Annotated in this window: 17 protein-coding genes; 9 read left to right on the top strand and 8 right to left on the bottom strand. The window is 50.3% G+C overall.

Annotation, left to right across the window (positions count from 1 at the left end; translation table 11 throughout):
• Positions 1-141 precede the first annotated feature (141 nt).
• On the top strand, positions 142-1,659 hold the full coding sequence (locus ACO6UY_RS17900; protein WP_422463283.1) for a YifB family Mg chelatase-like AAA ATPase: 1,518 nt from the start codon (positions 142-144) through the stop codon (positions 1,657-1,659).
• Between the two features lie 29 nt (positions 1,660-1,688).
• On the opposite strand, the gene ACO6UY_RS17895 is transcribed toward ACO6UY_RS17900, so the two are convergent.
• The 5 genes from ACO6UY_RS17895 to ACO6UY_RS17875 form a co-directional block, all read right to left on the bottom strand.
• Positions 1,689-2,213: a hypothetical protein gene (locus ACO6UY_RS17895; protein WP_422450254.1), complete on the bottom strand. Its 525-nt coding sequence runs from the start codon at positions 2,211-2,213 to the stop codon at positions 1,689-1,691.
• 432 nt (positions 2,214-2,645) lie between these two features.
• Positions 2,646-4,109 carry a PTS glucose transporter subunit IIBC gene (gene ptsG / locus ACO6UY_RS17890; protein WP_422450253.1) on the bottom strand — a complete coding sequence of 488 codons (1,464 nt, stop codon included), beginning with the start codon at positions 4,107-4,109 and terminating at the stop codon, positions 2,646-2,648.
• A gap of 403 nt (positions 4,110-4,512) precedes the next feature.
• Positions 4,513-5,172 (bottom strand): OmpA family protein, encoded by a 660-nt coding sequence (locus ACO6UY_RS17885; protein ID WP_422450252.1) that lies wholly within the window; start codon positions 5,170-5,172, stop codon positions 4,513-4,515.
• A gap of 19 nt (positions 5,173-5,191) precedes the next feature.
• A complete protein-coding gene (locus tag ACO6UY_RS17880; protein WP_422450251.1) occupies positions 5,192-5,833 on the bottom strand; it encodes an MBL fold metallo-hydrolase in 642 nt (213 codons plus the stop codon).
• A 130-nt stretch (positions 5,834-5,963) separates the two neighbouring features.
• Positions 5,964-6,239 (bottom strand): hypothetical protein, encoded by a 276-nt coding sequence (locus ACO6UY_RS17875; RefSeq protein WP_422450250.1) that lies wholly within the window; start codon positions 6,237-6,239, stop codon positions 5,964-5,966.
• Between the two features lie 402 nt (positions 6,240-6,641).
• Between ACO6UY_RS17875 and ACO6UY_RS17870 the strand changes: the two genes are divergently transcribed.
• A complete protein-coding gene (locus ACO6UY_RS17870) occupies positions 6,642-7,868 on the top strand; it encodes a dicarboxylate/amino acid:cation symporter (protein ID WP_422450249.1) in 1,227 nt (408 codons plus the stop codon).
• Between the two features lie 207 nt (positions 7,869-8,075).
• Here ACO6UY_RS17870 and ribH read toward each other — a convergent pair whose 3' ends face one another.
• Together ribH and bioA are read right to left on the bottom strand one after the other, a co-directional pair.
• A complete protein-coding gene (gene ribH / locus ACO6UY_RS17865; protein ID WP_422450248.1) occupies positions 8,076-8,573 on the bottom strand; it encodes a 6,7-dimethyl-8-ribityllumazine synthase in 498 nt (165 codons plus the stop codon).
• 81 nt (positions 8,574-8,654) lie between these two features.
• On the bottom strand, positions 8,655-9,944 hold the full coding sequence (gene bioA / locus ACO6UY_RS17860) for an adenosylmethionine--8-amino-7-oxononanoate transaminase (RefSeq protein ID WP_422450247.1): 1,290 nt from the start codon (positions 9,942-9,944) through the stop codon (positions 8,655-8,657).
• 454 nt (positions 9,945-10,398) lie between these two features.
• Between bioA and ACO6UY_RS17855 the strand changes: the two genes are divergently transcribed.
• On the top strand, positions 10,399-11,265 hold the full coding sequence (locus tag ACO6UY_RS17855; protein ID WP_422450246.1) for a 6-carboxytetrahydropterin synthase: 867 nt from the start codon (positions 10,399-10,401) through the stop codon (positions 11,263-11,265).
• Here ACO6UY_RS17855 and ACO6UY_RS17850 read toward each other — a convergent pair.
• Positions 11,237-11,497, bottom strand: a complete 261-nt coding sequence (locus ACO6UY_RS17850; protein ID WP_422450245.1) for a DUF2061 domain-containing protein — start codon at positions 11,495-11,497, stop codon at positions 11,237-11,239. The two genes, ACO6UY_RS17855 and ACO6UY_RS17850, sit on opposite strands and share 29 nt — an antisense overlap.
• A gap of 149 nt (positions 11,498-11,646) precedes the next feature.
• On the opposite strand from ACO6UY_RS17850, the gene ACO6UY_RS17845 reads away from it, so the two are divergent.
• The 6 genes from ACO6UY_RS17845 (at position 11,647) to ACO6UY_RS17820 (ending at position 17,656) form a co-directional block, all read left to right on the top strand.
• Complete coding sequence (locus ACO6UY_RS17845; RefSeq protein ID WP_422450244.1) at positions 11,647-12,321, top strand: hypothetical protein; 675 nt, start codon at positions 11,647-11,649, stop codon at positions 12,319-12,321.
• A gap of 488 nt (positions 12,322-12,809) precedes the next feature.
• Positions 12,810-14,024 (top strand): aspartate aminotransferase family protein, encoded by a 1,215-nt coding sequence (locus tag ACO6UY_RS17840; RefSeq protein ID WP_422450243.1) that lies wholly within the window; start codon positions 12,810-12,812, stop codon positions 14,022-14,024.
• Between the two features lie 122 nt (positions 14,025-14,146).
• Complete coding sequence (locus tag ACO6UY_RS17835; RefSeq protein ID WP_422490797.1) at positions 14,147-15,409, top strand: hydrolase; 1,263 nt, start codon at positions 14,147-14,149, stop codon at positions 15,407-15,409.
• Positions 15,410-15,683: 274 nt separating this feature from the next.
• A complete protein-coding gene (locus ACO6UY_RS17830) occupies positions 15,684-16,526 on the top strand; it encodes a DUF1338 domain-containing protein (protein WP_422490795.1) in 843 nt (280 codons plus the stop codon).
• 75 nt (positions 16,527-16,601) lie between these two features.
• Positions 16,602-17,093, top strand: coding sequence for a DUF29 domain-containing protein (locus ACO6UY_RS17825; protein WP_422468973.1), 492 nt, complete (start codon positions 16,602-16,604; stop codon positions 17,091-17,093).
• Between the two features lie 221 nt (positions 17,094-17,314).
• Complete coding sequence (locus ACO6UY_RS17820; RefSeq protein WP_422450239.1) at positions 17,315-17,656, top strand: hypothetical protein; 342 nt, start codon at positions 17,315-17,317, stop codon at positions 17,654-17,656.
• The last annotated feature ends 252 nt before the right edge of the window (positions 17,657-17,908 follow it).

The raw sequence follows: 17,908 nt of genomic DNA, 5'->3' as shown, positions 1-17,908 counted from the left end.
TTTATTCGATCTGACTATTACGATGCAAAGAAGTTCCTGATTAACATTGTTGAATGTTTGAATGGCGCAAATTACACAGTAACTCTTTCATAAGCTGCTATCTTTGATCCATTAACGTTGTTTAATCGGTCAATAATAACAATGCCTTCAACACTGGCGCAGGTTTACACTCGGGCAAATCAGGGCATACGTGCACCTGCGGTTTCGGTAGAAGTCCATCTTTCTCAGGGCCTGCCCGGTTTGAATATTGTCGGCCTGCCGGAAGCGGCGGTTCGCGAGAGTAAAGACCGGGTGCGCAGTGCACTTATTAATAGTGGCTTTGAATTTCCCGATGGTCGCATCACGGTGAATTTAGCCCCGGCCGACCTCCCGAAAGAAGGCGGTCGCTTTGATCTGCCCATTGCCCTGGGCATTCTGGTGGCTTCGGGACAACTGCCGGGTGAGGCTCTTGAAGATAGGGAATTTCTTGGTGAGCTGGCGCTTTCTGGTCATCTTCGCCCTGTCCGGGCGGTGCTTCCTGCTTCATTAGCCTGCAAAGACATCAACAGGTCATTGATTCTTCCTGAGCAGAATGCCTCTGTTGCCGCCATGGTCAGCAGCGTCACGATTATTGGCACCCGCAGTCTCCCGGAGGTTTGCGCTTTCCTGCTGGAAAAGACGCCGATTGAACCGGCAAAACCCGACCGAAACAGTTTTACAACAAACTATCCAGACCTGGCGGATGTCCGGGGTCAGGAGCAAGCCAAAAGAGCGTTACTGATTGCCGCTACCGGCTCGCATCACCTGCTTCTCTTTGGTCCACCCGGTACCGGGAAAACCATGCTGGCCAGTCGTCTGCCCGGATTGCTGCCACCACTGACAGAGAGCGAAGCCCTTGATGTGGCCGCAATTCATTCACTCACATCCAGCTCCATGGATACCCTCTGGCAGCGCCCTTTTCGCACACCGCACCACTCCTCTTCATCGGTTTCCCTGGTGGGCGGTGGCAGCATACCGCAACCGGGGGAGATCTCTTTTGCCCATCACGGTGTTCTGTTTCTGGATGAAATGCCGGAGTTTGCCCGCGCGGCCCTGGAAATACTCAGAGAGCCCCTGGAAAATGGTGAGGTAGTCATCACCAGGGCCAAAGGTCAGGAGCGTTTTCCGGCCCGATTCCAGCTGGTTGGTGCCATGAACCCCTGCCCCTGTGGTTACCTGGGTGACAGTCAGCGAACCTGCCGGTGTTCACCGGACCAGATCAGACGCTACCGGAACAAATTATCCGGGCCATTACTGGATCGTATTGACCTTCAGATTGAGGTGCCATCCCAGACTATCCAAACCATGATGGAGCCTGCTGTTCAGAACAACGATGAAACCGGTTCAGAACAGATGAGAGAGCTGGTGATCAACGCCCGGAAGAGACAGCAGGTCAGACAGGGAAAAATCAACTGCCAACTGTCGTCCAGGGAGCTGTTTGAAGTCTGTGCGCTGGGTGAAAAGGAGAAAGAGCTGATCACCAGGGCATCCGCGCAACTGCAAATATCAACCCGAGGGCTGCATCGGATTTTACGAGTGGCCAGAACCATTGCCGACCTTGCTGGCAGTGCCTCGGTGCAAAGCCCACATCTGGGCGAAGCCCTGCAATATCGGCAGTTGGATCGTCAGTCACTGGAATAGTTTTCATTTTCTGCTGAAATTACCCAACCTTATAAGCGGTAAACCTCTTGCCAATTTAAGGGATTCCCTACGGGATCCTCGCCAAGACTATTAATGTAATGCTTTGCCAAGAGTTGATAACTGTATGTTTGCTTATTACAGAGAACAGGATCATCAACCTCTCCCAAATCAATACAACACTCTTTAGATATCCCTTCCCGGGATATCTCAGCCGGTAGTTCGGGTATCTCATTGAACGGAACAATATTTGATTCAAGAATCCCTACAAACTCCGGCTTACTCTCCTCCGCAGAAGCCTGTCGGCCGACATCGGCCCTTTCCCGGATCATATTCGCCACCAAGCCCTCAATAACTGCATTGGTCATCTGCAGGCGGTCATTATCCATAGCGTTACCGGGCATGCACTCTGAGACAAGTTGAGCAATATGCCGGTCACGTAGCTGAGGCTCATTGCGAAGATCTATACGAAGCGGTGCCTGGCCAGGAACCACCAGGTCAAATATTTCTGGCTGACGCACACAGCACGGACAGAAAATCCTTTTTATACGCCGCATAAAACCCGAGCCTCTTTCCTCAGAACGCCCTTGAACTGAGTCCTCACGAGACCTGTCCTGTGTAGGCCAAAGGTCATAACTTGCGGATCTTGCCTCCACGGAAATCACTCCTCTTAACTGCCAGGAGCCTGTCGGACTTAAGACTGTCCTACTGCGGTTGCGATAAATTGGTCTAAAAATTCCTACTTCTTCGTCAAATAGCCCCGCTATTCTCCTCAGAAGCAGAAATTTTTATCCTCAATTTCTCGCAATCCTCGCTACGGACGCTTAAGTCCGACAGGCTCCTAGACATAAGTTATGTTATTTAGCCGCCCATTAGACTCCACAAACCGGTAATTTATCCTTCCTGCCAATAAAAAAAACCGTGCCCACGATAAACGTGGGCACGGCTGCAAAGACAATCATTTACTGCTCTTTTATCGAGCTTAACTATCAGGCCAGGGCCAGTTCGCCGGTTTCCGGAGCCTGACCACTTTTCATCAGCTCGTTCATCTCGGTCTTGATCTGATCAGAACGTGGACCAAAGATGGCCTGCATATTCTGGCCTACCACCAGCACAGCGGTGGCACCCAGAGCCTTGATGGCTTCAACATCCACATTCTCTGGCTTATCCACAGTGACACGCAGACGGGTGATGCAGGCGTCAATGCTCTTGATATTGCGCTGACCACCAAAAGCGATGAACAATTTTCTGGCCAGCTCACTGCCAGCTTCAGCAGTATTCCCGGTTTCTGCTTCCTGTTCACGACCCGGTGTACGCAGGTTGAACATCTTGATGACAAGCGTGAACACGGTGTAATACAGCGCCGCGTAAGCCAGGCCCCATACCAGAATCATGGCTGGTTTGGTACCAATGCTGAATGACAGGGCGTAGTCAATCAGACCGTGGGAGAACGAGCCGCCCATTCTGATTTCGAAGAAGTTGGTGATCACAAATGCGATACCTGCCAGCAGTGCGTGAATTCCGTACAGGATTGGCGCAACAAACAGGAAGGAGAATTCTATAGGCTCAGTAATACCGGTCAGGAAAGAGGTCAGAGCCGCAGACATCATAATACCGCCCACCGCTTTCTGGTTTTCGGTTTTCGCGCTGCGCCACATGGCAATCGCCGCCGCTGGCAGACCAAACATTTTGAACAGGAAGCCACCCGCCAGGAAGCCAGCAGTCGGGTCACCGGCAAAGAAACGTGGAATGTCACCATTCACCACAACGCCAGAAGCAGTGACAAACTCACCCATCTGAGACTGGAAAGGTACGTTCCAGATATGGTGCAGACCAAATGGAATCAGCAGACGCTCGATAAAGCCATAGACAAAGCCCATGGTCACAGGATTACCTTCAACGGCGTAATTACCAAAAGCATCAATGGCATTACCGATGGGTGGCCAGATAAAGCTCAGCGCCACACCCATCACGATAGCAGCAAAAGCGGTGATAATCGGCACAAAGCGCTTGCCCGCAAAAAAGCCCAGGTACTCAGGCAGCTGGATTTTATAGAAGCGGTTGAACATGACCGATGCCAGAATACCCACCAGGATGCCGCCAAACACACCGGTATCAATAGAAGCGATACCCATGATGGTTTTGGTTTCGATACCCAGAGTGTTGGCCATAACCCCCATGGTAGCGAGCAGAACCACATAGCCTACAATCGCTGCCAGAGAAGAAACACCATCGTTATCCGTCAGGCTGAGTACCACGCCGATAGCAAACAGCAGAGGCAGATTACCAAAAACAGCCCCCCCCGCCTGAGCCATGATATGGTTCAAGATTTCAGGAAAGATTGAAAAGTTTGCACTACCTACCCCCAGCAGGATACCGGCAGCGGGCAGAATTGCCACGGGCAGCATCAGCGAGCGCCCGATTTTTTGTAGAAGGGAGAATGCTTTTTGCACCTGTTTACCTTTAGTTGCCGTTTTTTAAAAAAAATATAAAAACGTTGCCAAGACAGCTCTGATCATCTGAATTTGGGCGCGAGATTTTGATACATTTGCTTACCTTATGAACTGACTTAGATCAAAAAACGATCGACTTTCTGTTATCTAAAGGCACTTTTTTATTATTCTTTTATAAAAAGTTGAGCTGATTCGAGCACCATACCGAAGTCGTTACCCAATTGGCTATTAGCAAGAAAGGTTGTCGCGAAAGTGACACAAGCCTTAAACCACAAAGGACACCAAGCTCACGAAGTCATCTTTTCAAAGACTTCGTGCTCTTCGCGTCCTTTGTGTTTTCAAAAAAGCACTCTACCTTTCGCGCCCTCCCCTGTGCAATCGCCAGGGGAGCTCCGACTCTTTTTTATCGCGGCTGGACGGGAAGAAGGTTGATTTCTACACGACGGTTTTTGGCACGACCTTCAGCGGTTTTATTGCTGCCAATAGGGTCTGAAGAGCCACGGCCATAGGCAACAATGCGGTCACCGCTGACCCCCTGAAAAGCAATATAGTTAGCAACACTGTCAGCCCGGTCCTGGGAGAGAGGTACGTTTATCTTATCCCCTCCGGTACTGTCGGTATAACCAACCACTTCGATCATGTTACGGTCGTACTCCCTGAACACTTTCGACACAGAACCCAGCACCGGATAGAAAGCCGATCTGATATCGGATTTGCTGGAGTCGAAAGTGATATTGGATGGCATAATCAGTTTCAGCTCATCACCCTGGCGGTATACCTGTACGCCGGTTCCCTCCAGCTCTGCTCTCAGTACTCTTTCCTGTCGATCCAGATAATGGCCATAACCGGCACCTGCCGCACCACCGATGATGGCACCTTTCAGTGCACCATCACCACCATCGGCGATAGCACCAATCGCAGCACCCGCCAGAACACCACCAAGGCCATACTTGGTTGACTTGCTGGCCTGCTGTTCACCGGTGTAGGGATTGGTTGTCTGACAGCCTGCCAGCAAAGACCCCATCAACAGGGTGGCAACGGCAAATAATCTTTTCAATGACATAATGGTTTTCCTAAGCAAATCAGCCGCGAATAATACTATTTTCACGAATTTCTTCACCTATTGTGGTATCAGGACCGTGTCCGGTGACCACAATGGCTTCTTCGTCCAGCGTATAGAGTCTTTGTTTGATCGATCGTTCAATGGCTTTGTAGTCTCCGCCCCACAAGTCTGTTCGCCCAATTGACCGGCGGAACAGCGTATCCCCGGCGATCAGAAGCTTTGGCTGTTCAAACCAGAAACACATGGAGCCGGGCGTATGCCCCGGAGTGTGCATGGCCACACCTTCACAGCACGGCAGTTCTTCATCATCTGTTAACCAGTAATCAGGATCTGGAACCGGGCTATAAGGAACACCGAACATACGGCATTGCATTTCAAGGTTGTCCCAGAGGAACTTATCCCCCTGATGGAGATAGATGGGCGCACCGGTCTGTTTTTTGATGTCGCCACTGGCCAGGAAATGATCCAGATGAGCATGGGTGTGGATAAGCGCGACAACCTGTAGATCCAGCTCCCGGAGCTTGGTCATAATAATGTCAGGATCGCCACCGGGATCTACGACAAATGCCTTACGGGTGACCGGATCACCAATAATTGTACAGTTACATTGCAGAGGCCCAACAGGGAAAGTCTGCCGGATAAAGGCTGGTTGGTTTGTCATTTGACCTTCACAGTAGTTTGCTATGTTCGGCCAGGATTCTAATATTATTTTTCTGTCGGGTCTTTCCTTATATGCAGTGGGCTACCATGGCCAGCAATAATCACGAACGGCTTATTTAGATCGCAGCATCTCACAACCTTGAAAAGGTTCGCCTCCCTGACTGAAGTCTCATTTTCTGCATCAGAGCCACACTGGCATTGACCAGGCCAGCAGGATCAACCCGCAGAAATGCTTTCTGCCCGGGATGGGGAAAGTTCCATTCCTGTATGTACTCATCCGCATCATCTGAATCCTCTTTGGAAAAGACCTCCGGGATCAGGGAATATTTATGATAGATCCATTTTTTTCGGGTCAGCCCGGGCCTTGGCTCAGCGATGGATAGTGAAAAGTGGATTTGTCTCAACACGTTACTACTCCTCAGTAATTCAGCAGGCGTCACTTTATGGAATCATTAGTGTTCAGCTGCACGGGCCTTTGAGGTAGGTAGTGTAGTCAAAAAAAAACTGGTCATAAGTACCAAAAGAATATTCCACCGCAAAAATAATTGAGCGAAAAATTATTCATTAAATTAATAAATGAAGTCAGTCAAACTGCCCCCATAAAGCCGACCAAATAACAGTCAATCTGACTAGGAGCCTGTCCGAGGAATAAAGCTATCTCTACCAATAGTGACTATGTAAATACCAAAACAAAATAATAACCCGTAAAAATCGTGTCTATTCTCAGAGTTCAATCCAGTAGACAGACCCCAAAAGCTATGCAGCCAGGTAACAAAAACACGGAAAAACAACCCATTATAAATGGCACTATGATTCTACTCATAGCCGGACTGTTCGGAGTTATCACCGGATGGCTTGACCTGAATGCACTCAATCAGGCCGGTGATGTGGTATCCGACCTGTTTATACGCATGCTGAAACTGATCAGCCTCCCCATTATCTTTTTTGCCCTGGTTTCCACTCTGTCCGGAATGGGCGAAGCGTCAGAGGTAAAACGCCTGGGTGGTCAGGTTCTGAAATACACGGTGATCACTACCCTGATTGCCGCTACTGTTGCCCTGGTCCTTTACTTATTCATTGCTCCGGCGGGAAAGGCTGATGCATTAGCCGGAGCCACCGAACCTTCAGGCCCCTCTGGCAGTTATTGGTCTTATCTGCTCGGCGTGATTCCTGCCAGTTTTATCGAGCCCTTTTACACTCATAATGTGATGGGCGTGTTGTTTCTGGCCCTTCTGCTCAGTGCTGCCATTATGGCTCTGGAAAAACGGCACAAGGCTGTTTTGCATGCCTTTTTTGACAGTATGTTTGCTGCCATCATGAAGATGACCGGCCTGATCCTGAAACTTATGCCTCTGGCGGTCTGGGCATTTGTTAACCAGTTTATCCACGATCTGCACAGTCAGAAGGTTCTCCAGGACCTTGTTCTTTATCTGCTGTGCGTGGTGCTGGCCAATATCGTACAGGCTGGCCTTATGTTGCCGCTGTTGCTGAAATTCAAAGGCATTTCTCCCTGGCAAACCATGAGAGCCATGTGGCCAGCGCTAACCGTGGCTTTTTTCGCCAAATCGTCGGCGGCGGCTCTGCCCTATGCGGTTGATTGCGCTGAAAAAAACATGGGGGTTCAGAGTAAAGTGGCCCGTTTCAGCCTCCCTTTGTGCATTACTGTCAATATGAACGCTTGTGCTGCTTTCATATTGATAACGGTTCTGTTTGTTTCACAAAGTAATGGCGTCATGTTCTCACCCCTGGAGTTACTCTCATGGATCGTCATTGCCAGTATTGCCGCCATTGGTAATGCCGGTGTGCCCATGGGGTGTTATATGTTATCCAGCGCATTTCTTGCCGCGATGGGAGTACCACTGCAACTGCTGGTTATTATTCTGCCGTTTTATGCGTTGATTGATATGCTCGAGAGTGCCATTAACGTGTGGTCAGACTCTTGTGTAACCGCTATGGTGAACGCAGACCTGTTACCCGCTATGGGGTTGGCAGAGGGAGAGAGCCAGGTGGACCACAATGGCAGTGATCCGACTTAGTACATCCTTTCAATGAGTTTGATGCGCACAATCTCCGTTCACCCTGAGCACCCTTCGACTCGGCTCAGGATGAACGGACGAAGGGTGATTGGCACAGTCTTTATCAGGGTATGGAGTTTGCGTCCTTCGACTCCGCTCAGGACGAACGGAGTTTGGGGGGCAATAATAGATGGAACCCATCAATTGCCTTGAAACCTTGTACCAGGTTCAATAAGTTTTATCTCCTTTAATCTGGTTTATCCAGTGCAACAGTTCAGAGGTTGCGTAGACTGCCTCTACGCCCTTGTTCATGTGATCATCACCGGCTCTTTTTTGCGCGTCCTCAACGCTATCTACTCCGATGACTTCATTGATCACAGGTTTTCCGAAGCGTTCTGTGACATCCATGAATCCTTCAAATACACCATGAAGTACCATTTCATCGTGACTGGTGATCCCTTTCAGAACCACACCAAACGCCAGGATAGCATCCAGCTCAGGGTCTTTTTCAAACAGAATTCGTGCCGCAAGCGGCAGTTCCAGTGAGCCCGGGACTTTGTGAATTGAGATATTCTCCGGCTTGACCTCCAGTGCCAGCAGCTCTTTTTGAGCCCGGTTAATCATGGCATCGACACAGTCACTGTGCCAACTGCTGCCGATAATCGCCAGTCGTGCATGGGGAATTTTGTGGAACTGTTCCGGGGTTTTAGGAAGGCCAGCGCCCATCAGGAATACTCCTTTAAGTTACGGTTAAATAATAGTGTGAAAATGAAAGTTAGCTGGCTACTGCTCTTGCGGCAAACCGGTTCAGCGGCTAACCCGATGAAGCACCCGACAAATAGCGCGACACAGTGCTTTCAGCTCATCGCTGGAAATGACGTAGGGTGGCATCACGTACACCAGCTTGCCAAAAGGCCGGACCCAAACGCCCTCTGCAACAAACAACGGCTGGATTTCAGACATCACCACCGGTTCTTGCAACTCCACGACCCCAATGCCACCCAACACCCGGACATCAGCAACAGCAGGCAGGTCAACACAAGGCATCAAGTCTTCTCTGAGCGTTTGTTCAATCGCCGTCAACTGACCACGCCATTCGCCTCTGGATAAAATCTCCAGGCTGGCATTACCGGCAGCACAGGCCAGTGGGTTGGCCATAAAGGTGGGGCCGTGCATAAACGGACCATGTTCAGAAATGGTGCGGCTGACCTGCTCGGAGCAGAGGGTTGCCGCCATCGTCATGTAACCACCCGTCAGAGCCTTTCCGACACACATGATATCCGGAACAACGCCAGCATGCTCACAGGCAAACAGCTTGCCGGTACGACCAAACCCTGTGGCAATTTCGTCATGAATCAGCAGAACTTCATAGTCGTCACACAGCTGGCGCAGACGCACCAGATATTCCGGGGAATAAAAATACATGCCTCCGGCACCCTGAACAATGGGCTCAATAATCACCCCCGCCAGCTGGCTTCCCCGTTGGTCCAGCATCTGCTGCAACTCATTAATATGACTCTCTGCCAAAGCTTCACCGAAACGGCACTCAGGGCGGGAGACAAAATAGTGCTGTGGCAGAATTCCGGTAAACCAGTGATGCATGCCGCCATCTGGGTCACAAATAGACATGCCACCGGTTGTATCGCCGTAATACCCGCCCCTGACGGTCAGCATCTTGTTTTTTTCAGGTCGCTCCCGGGCAATCCAGTATTGCATGGCCATTTTGATGGCGACTTCAACAGCCACAGAGCCGGAGTCAGCAAAAAACACCGTTTGCATCGGTTCCGGGGTCATGGCCACCAGTTTTTTTGCCAGGTCAATCGCCGGTTTATGGGTCAGGCCACCAAACATCACATGGGAGAAATCATCAATCTGATGCTTTAGTGCCGCATTCATTTCAGGATGGTTATAGCCATGCACCATGCACCACCAGGAAGACATGCCATCAATAACCCGGCGACCATCATTCAGGTGCAAATAGACACCTTCGGCCCCAACCACCGGGAACATATCCACCCGATTAATGGTCTTACTGTAGGGGTGCCAGATATGTTCGGCATCAAACACCAGTTCTTCCGGGGTTATAACAGGGCTCAAGCCTGACTCCTTTTGATACGTATTGACCTTTCCGGTAGGAGAAGATAATCGCGGGGCTGTTCTGTAGCAAGCGTAAACAGTACTTTATACCCATCAAATTCATCATGCCCATAAGTAGTTGGCCAAATGGAATCGTATATTTCTGGCTAAGTGGGCAGTTGCTATGCAAGGCGCAACGTAGGGAGCATAGCCGTAGCTATGTGACCGGAGTTGCAACGCCGCACGACTGCATGGATGCAGGAGCTAGAGCAACGCAGGAGCAGTTGCCGGGAGTGACTGACAACTTAGTCAGAAATATATGATTTCATTTGGTTAACTACTTATATGGGCATGAGTCCGCTTATGGCTGTTTTCGGGATCCTGGCCTACTCTGCCCCTGTGGATAATTTGAATAGTTCGTTCCAAAATCAGATGATTTTCAAATCCATTCACCATTATTGATTGTGGAAGTAATATGCAGGCTCTGTTCGTAAACCAGCTGACTACCCTGGACTTCAGTTACCTCTGTCCAACGCGAGGACTGGTGGGTGAAACCTGGCTTGTGGATGTGGTGCTGGGTGGTGAGCTTGATCATCAGGGCATGGTGTTTGATTTTGGCCATGTAAAGAAACAGGTTAAAGCCTTACTGGACAGCCTGTCGGATCACCGCCTTCTGATTCCCCTGAAGGCAGAAGCAACTTCCATTACCCATAACAAAGATCAGTTAGTTGTCAGCTTCAAATCACGTCGTGGGGAGATTACCTGTTCAGCACCGGCACAGGCTGTGTTGCTGGTGGATGCCGAAACGATCACTCCGGAGTTACTCACCCCCTTTCTGGAGGATGCCGTACAACAGGAGCTGCCAGACAATGTTACCAGGGTTGAACTCAGGCTATACCCTGAGGAGATTGGCGGGGCTTACTATCACTACAGCCATGGGTTGAAGAAACACGATGGGGATTGCCAGCGGATTGCCCATGGCCATCGCTCACAGATTCAGGTTTTTGTCGATGAACAGCGGGATCAGGCGCTGGAGGCATGGTGGGCAGCAAAGTGGCGTGACATCTATGTAGCCACAAAAGAGGATCTAAAGGACTCCTTCACGGACAACAACCTGGATCATTACCGATTCAGCTACACGGCCAAACAAGGTTACTTCGAACTCAGCCTGCCAAGTGCTCACTGTTATATCATCGATACCGATTCCACGGTTGAACTGCTTGCCAGCCATATTGCCCGCTCTCTGGCGGAGCGAAAGCCAGGTAAAACCATCCGGGTCGTCGCTTTTGAAGGTCTGAATAAGGGAGCTATTGCTATGCATTCAGAGCCTTCAGTGGGTTGAGAGCCCTCAGCTGATTAAGAGCCTTCAGCGGGTTGAAAGCTGTGTCGGCAGTCTTTGGGCTGGCCTTTTCAGATCGATTCCAGACCTTTTCGTGAAAATAATAAGCCACTGTATTCACAGCAGGCTCAACCATCGCCAGGGCACCACCGATCATAACATCACCGGTCATCAGGTAGCCTACTGAAAACGCAACACAAAAGTGGACTGCTGCAAAAGAAACTGTTTTAGCCATGGTGTTCTCCGGTCTTGATAATTTTTCGTCGTTATTGGCTTTATTCTATGAGAATGATTATCAATTATAAAAATAAAACAACACAAGCAAACTGATAGAAAAAAACTATCAACTAATCTTTAGGTAATGGCCAAAAAGGAGAACGTGCTATGTCGTCGTCACTGACGGATCAGATCAATAACCGCCCATTCCAACCCGACCCTGTTAGAGACCCGCAGATAGGCCCTTCAGTCCAGGCGGCTGCCGAGGATAAAGTTGAAACCAGCTATACCAATCAGCTGACGGAGCTCCCCAAAATGCTGGAGATGGATTTCGATAAAGTAGAAAACCTGCTGGCCAACCTGTCGGCTGCCAATCCGTTTCGCCCGGATATGGCGCTTGGCAAACAGCCCGAAGTGGCAGTTATCGATGCCAGTAATAGTGTTCAGGAAGCCCCTGTCGCTCCGGTTGGCGCTGCGGTGGATGCAGGCCAGGTTAGCCAGCTGAAGCAAGTGAATGCCGCTCTGGCAGAGTACGATGTGCGACTTCAGCAGGTATTTGATGCAATGGCTCTTTCCCGTTCAGGGGGAAAACCGGACCTGCAAAACATGGGCACAGAGTATGAGCGCCTGATGACCTTTGTCCGTCAAACGGAATACCATTTAACTCAAGCGATCAAACTGATCCCGGAGACACTCCCGGAGAATACCGGCGAGTCAATGGCTCAGTTAATGCCCGAGTTCAGCCAAAGCCTGGTTCGCTATGACAGTGAGTTTCAGCAGATCTACGGTGCTATTCAGCATGAATTAAAGCAGGCAGAGATTGCCAGCAAGCGCTTTCGCTGAGCCTGTAAAGCCACTCTCTGCTGAGAGTGGTTCCAACGCCTTTCCTCTCAATGCCATAACCCCCTCGTGAATGAAGTTCTTCCGGGAAATGTATGCATCGATAACAAGTCAACAAAACCAGAGATCCGGTCATCCTGCGGCTGGTGTAACCGTTTGCCAGCTCTGCGGCCCTTGACACTGTCCGACTCGGTGGTGTGGTCACCCACAGGCTGGACAATTATTGGCGGCCTGCGGGTATCCACACTGCTGACTCTAGCGGTAGTACCAGTACTTTATTACCTGTTTAGAAAAATGCAGGGGAGAAACCTATAAGAACGAAAATATACCCGTACAAACTCTTGAGGCTTGTGTAGAATTACTCGTATAAATGATAAAAGCGGGCTTTAGCCATTTGAGCAGCTATTCGAACAGGAATGAGCCGTTCGAACTTCAGAGAATCACCGAAGCGGTGGAATTTCCCGGGCCCACTATAACCAGGAGGTAATAGCATGTTAGAGCACGCCGTCGATCGTTCAACCTTTAATCAGGTTATGGTTCCCAATTATGCGCCCCAAGCCATGGTGCCTGTGCGTGGGAAAGGGTCACGAATCTGGGATCAGGAAGGAAAAGAGTATCTGGACTTTGCCGGCGGCATCGCCGTCAATGCTTTGGGACATTGCCACCCGGCCCTGATTGATGCCCTGAAAAAGCAAGGTGAAGAACTGTGGCATCTGAGTAATGTTTATACCAATGAACCGGCTCTCGAATTGGCTCAACAGTTAATCAACAACACCTTTGCGGACAAAATCTTCTTCTGTAATTCCGGTGCAGAAGCCAATGAGGCCGCGTTTAAGCTGGCCAGAAAGTACGCGTACGATAACTTTGGCCCGGATAAGCATGAGATCGTCTCATTCTACCAATCGTTCCATGGCAGAACACTCTTTACTGTGACCGTCGGTGGACAAAAGAAATACTGTGAGGGCTTTGAGCCAGTTCCCGGCGGTGTTCTGCACACCACCTACAACGACCTTGAGGCACTCAAAGCCCTGATGTCTGACCGTACCTGCGCTGTTGTCGCTGAGCCTATCCAAGGTGAAGGTGGGGTTATTCCTGCTGACCCTGAATTTATCAAAGGGGTCAGAGAGCTCTGTGACCAGCATAATGCCCTGCTGGTTTTAGATGAAGTCCAGTCCGGTATGGGCAGAACCGGCCAACTCTTTGCCTATATGGGCCTTGGTGTCACACCGGACATTCTGACCAGCGCCAAATCCCTTGGTGGAGGCTTCCCGATCGGTGCCATGCTCACCACCAACAAAGTAGCGGAAAGTTTTGGTTTTGGTACCCACGGCAGCACCTACGGCGGTAACCCACTGGCCTGTGCCGTAGCCCTGGAAGTGATCAAAACCATTAATGACCCACAACTGCTGGCTAACGTCAGTAACAAGCATGACCGCTTCCGTAAGCACCTGGAATCGATTAACAGCAAATATGGCATCTTTGCTGACGTGCGGGGTAAAGGCCTGCTGATTGGCGCTGAACTGGTTGAGAAGTATCACGGAAAGGGTAAAGACATTCTTGCCGCTGCAGCAGACGAAGGGCTGATGCTGCTGGTTGCCGGGCCGAATGTCCTGCGCTTTGCACCATCACTTATTATTCCTGATGAAGACATTGACGAGGGTATGGCACGGCTGGAACGAGCGGTTGCTACCGTGGTTTCTGCCTGAGAGCCCTGAACGCCTCGCCATGTCGGCAGAGGTACTTCTCGTTCCCGCGCTGCGCGTGGGAATGCATACCCTGCCTGATCTGACACTCCATACCCGAAGTAAAAACAGAATGAGAATGTCGTATGGTTAAGCCAGCAAAAACCCTTCCCCCTGAAATTCTCCCCTGGCTGGATTTACTCAATAATCAGCATGATGAAATGTTGGCCAGAACCATTGAACTGGCAGAAATAAATTCTGGCAGCCTTAACCGTGACGGTGTCAACCAGGTGCTGGAACAGCTCCTGACCCTGACCTCTGACTTATCAAAAGACCATGAACGCATACCTGTAAACCCATGGAAGGTGGTAAACGACAGCGGAGAAATCATTCAGCACCCACTAGGTGATGCATTAAGAATTCGCAAACGCCCTGAAGCACCTCTTCAGGTCTTTCTGTGCGGTCACATGGATACGGTTTTTCCAAAAGACAGCCCTTTTCAAAAGGTCCGCTGGCTGGATGATGACACCATCAATGGCCCCGGGGTTACTGATTTAAAAGGCGGTATTCTGGTAATGCTCAAGGCGCTGGAAGTGCTTGAGCAAAGCCCATGGGCTGAACAGATCGGCTGGGAAATACTGTTTAACCCGGATGAAGAGATTGGCTCTCCCGGCTCAGCCCCCCTGATTCAAGAGGCTGCACAACACGTCCATCTGGGCATGATCTTCGAGCCCTGCTTTCCCGATGGCAACCTGGCCGGGCAACGCAAAGGCAGTGGAAATTTTACCGTGGTCAGCCATGGCAAAGCGGCTCATGCAGGCCGTGAACATCACCTGGGGCGCAATGCCATTCGAGCCCTCTGTGATTTTGTTGCCGCCATGGACGACCTGAATGGTCAACAACCCGGGATCACCTTTAACCCCGGCTACATTCATGGTGGTGGCCCGACCAACATCGTGCCTGATCGCTGTATTCACAAGTTTAACATCCGCCTGGAACAGCCGGATGATGAACAGTGGTGCCTGGAAAAGCTGAGCGAGATCATCGAAAGCATCAATCAGCGCGATGGCATTCAACTGGAACTGCATGGCGGATTTACGCGCAAGCCCAAAGTACTCAGTCCTGCCAATAAACAACTGCTGACACTGGCAAAAAACATCGGGCATGAGTTGGGTATTCCCCTGGACATTAAACCGACGGGCGGTTGTTGCGATGGTAACAACCTTGCCTCAGCCGGGATTCCCAATATCGATACGCTTGGGGTTCAGGGAGGAGCGATCCACAGTGATCAGGAATATTTAAACGTCAAAAGCCTTGTGCCAAGAGCCAGGCTCAGTGCGGCATTATTATTAAGTCTGGCCCATGCCAGCGCCTCGGGAGAAAATATGAACTGGTTAAAGAGCGATTAATGACTCATTCTGTTATGGATAACCTGAAAAGCCGGTCATTTCTGAAGACGACCTAGGAGGCTGTCCGAGAATAGCGCCCGTAGCGAGGATTGCGAGAAATTGAGGATAAAAATTTCTGCTTCTGAGGAGAATAGCGGGGCTATTTGACGAAGAAGCAGGAATTTTTAGACCAATTTATCGCAACCGCAGTAGGGCAGTCTATTCTCGGACAGCCTCCTAGTAGTCATGGCAAAATTCCGGGTAAAAATGACTGATTCAACACGGGAGCATCAACATGCAACTCACTATCCAGCAACTATTGGACGCCATGTGGCAGGACTACCTTGCCCTGACCCCCGATGCTAAACCGATTCACCAGCTCTTTGCCGATCTGAATCACGGTCAGGTCATCAACGACCATATCGCCCTGCGCACCTACAATCTTGAAAAAGTGGCACTGAATAACCTCGCTCTTCCTTTTGTTGAAACAGGCTATCAACCCGTTGACGACTATCAGTTTCCCACCAAGAAACTTTATGCCCGATATTTTCAACACCCGGATAAAACCCTGCCCAAAGTCTTTATCAGTGAGCTGAAAGTAGAAGAGTTGCCAGACAACTGCCAGGACATAATTTATGACCTGGTAACGCAGGTACCGGAAGCCACTGTCGCCCATCAGAATTTCTGCTACTCCGGTCGCCCCTGGAGCCTGACCTCTGACCAATACGAAACCCTGGCAGTAGAGAGCGAATACGCCTCCTGGGTAGCGGCCCATGGCTTTCGCCCCAATCACTTTACGGTATCCATTAACCATTTGAGTTCACACCCGGATATTCAAAGCGTCAATCAACTGCTGCTGGATAAAGGGTATGACATGAATACCAGTGGCGGCCTGATCAAAGGCTCCCCGGACGTCTTGCTGGAGCAATCCTCAACCCTGGCCAAAGCGGTGGACGTGACCTTTGATGACACCACCATGAAAGTCCCTGGCTGCTATTACGAGTTCGCCCGGCGCTACCCAATGGCCAACGGTCAACTTTACCAGGGGTTTGTGGCGGCATCTGCGGATAAGATATTTGAGAGTACGGATGTGGTTCCACAACAAGATGTTCCGCAAGGGAATGAAGACAGGGTGTGAATTCTTCAGGCTTTGGGCAGTCTATTCTCGGACAGCCTCCTAAACTGGTGGGCAGTGAATAAAAGGATTCAAAGAATGGAAAACAGCAAATATCCGCTTTACCACAGCGATTACCCCAAATGGCTTGCCCTTCAGCGAACACTTTTGGCCGAACGCCGTTTCGATGAGCTGGATATTGATAACCTTCTGCATACCATGGAGTACCGCATGGGGGATTTCGTTGATGAACTGGAATCGCACCTGGTCAATTTGTTACTTCATTTGCTGAAACATCATTACCAGACCCAAGTCATCAACCCACGCCGGTATGAGCCGCAGGAATTTCGCAGTTGGTTTGACAGTATTGATTCTGCCCGTGGTGAGATTAGCCGGCTGCTCAATAAACATCCGTATCTGAAAAGCCACCAGGATGAAGCGGTGGTAACCAGCTACCCTTACGCCAAAAAACGTGCCATTAAACAAATGAATCAATACCTGCCCCATGAACAATGGCTCACCGACACCAGTTTTCCTGAAGCCTGTCCCTGGCCATGGGAACAACTGCTGGATGAGGACTGGCTACCCTGAGCCGTCTGTGTGCCACTCTTTTGCACCACACCGTAATCCAACGGCGCACGCAAGGGCATAATGGCCCCGGTCAACAACCGGCAATTTCGGGCCACAGTGGCGTTATTCTCCGGCAGTTCAGGTCCACGCCGGGCAACTCGCCCCGGAAGCCTTGTGTACCAATGCTTATTTTCACGGATCACCTGCTATAATTTTTTGTCAGACAGACTGAGAACAAACCAATGGACGACAAACTGTTTAGCGACCTCATAGAAATCGGCATCAGCAAAGAAACCGCCCATGCCGTCGCCGCCTCCCTCAGTCCTGACCATATTGCCACCCAACAAGACGTATTGCGGCTGGAAAAACTGATTCTCGACTCACGCCTGTCTGCCAAAAAGGACATCATCCGGCTGGAGCAAGCCCTGAAAAAAGTGGACGTGGAATGGCGCAAAGCCATGGTGGAGCAACAGGCCAAATCCACCGAACTGTACGCCAACAGCAACCGCCAGTTCATCATCACCTTTCTCGGCATGATGCTGACGGCGTGTGTGCTGTTTGCCATGAATTACTATTTTCATTGAACAAGGCTCTGGCTAAATTCTGGCTGAAACCTGTAAACCTGACACAAGCTCCTCAAGATTCTCAGAACGTGAAATCCGCGAGCTGAAAAAGCGCGTAAACGAACACCATGAGCAATTACTGGAGGCATGGCATGAATTCTTCAAATATTGATTCACGCCCGTTAAGTAGTTGGCCAAATGGAATCGTATATTTCTGGCTAAGTGGGCAGTTGCTATGCAAGGCGCAACGTAGGGAGCATAGCCGTAGCTATG

The sequence above is a fragment of the Endozoicomonas sp. ALE010 genome (genome assembly GCF_049310165.1).
Lineage (GTDB): Bacteria > Pseudomonadota > Gammaproteobacteria > Pseudomonadales > Endozoicomonadaceae > Endozoicomonas.
Note: the sequence above shows the minus strand (reverse complement) of the source record. Positions and strands in the feature narration are given on the sequence as shown.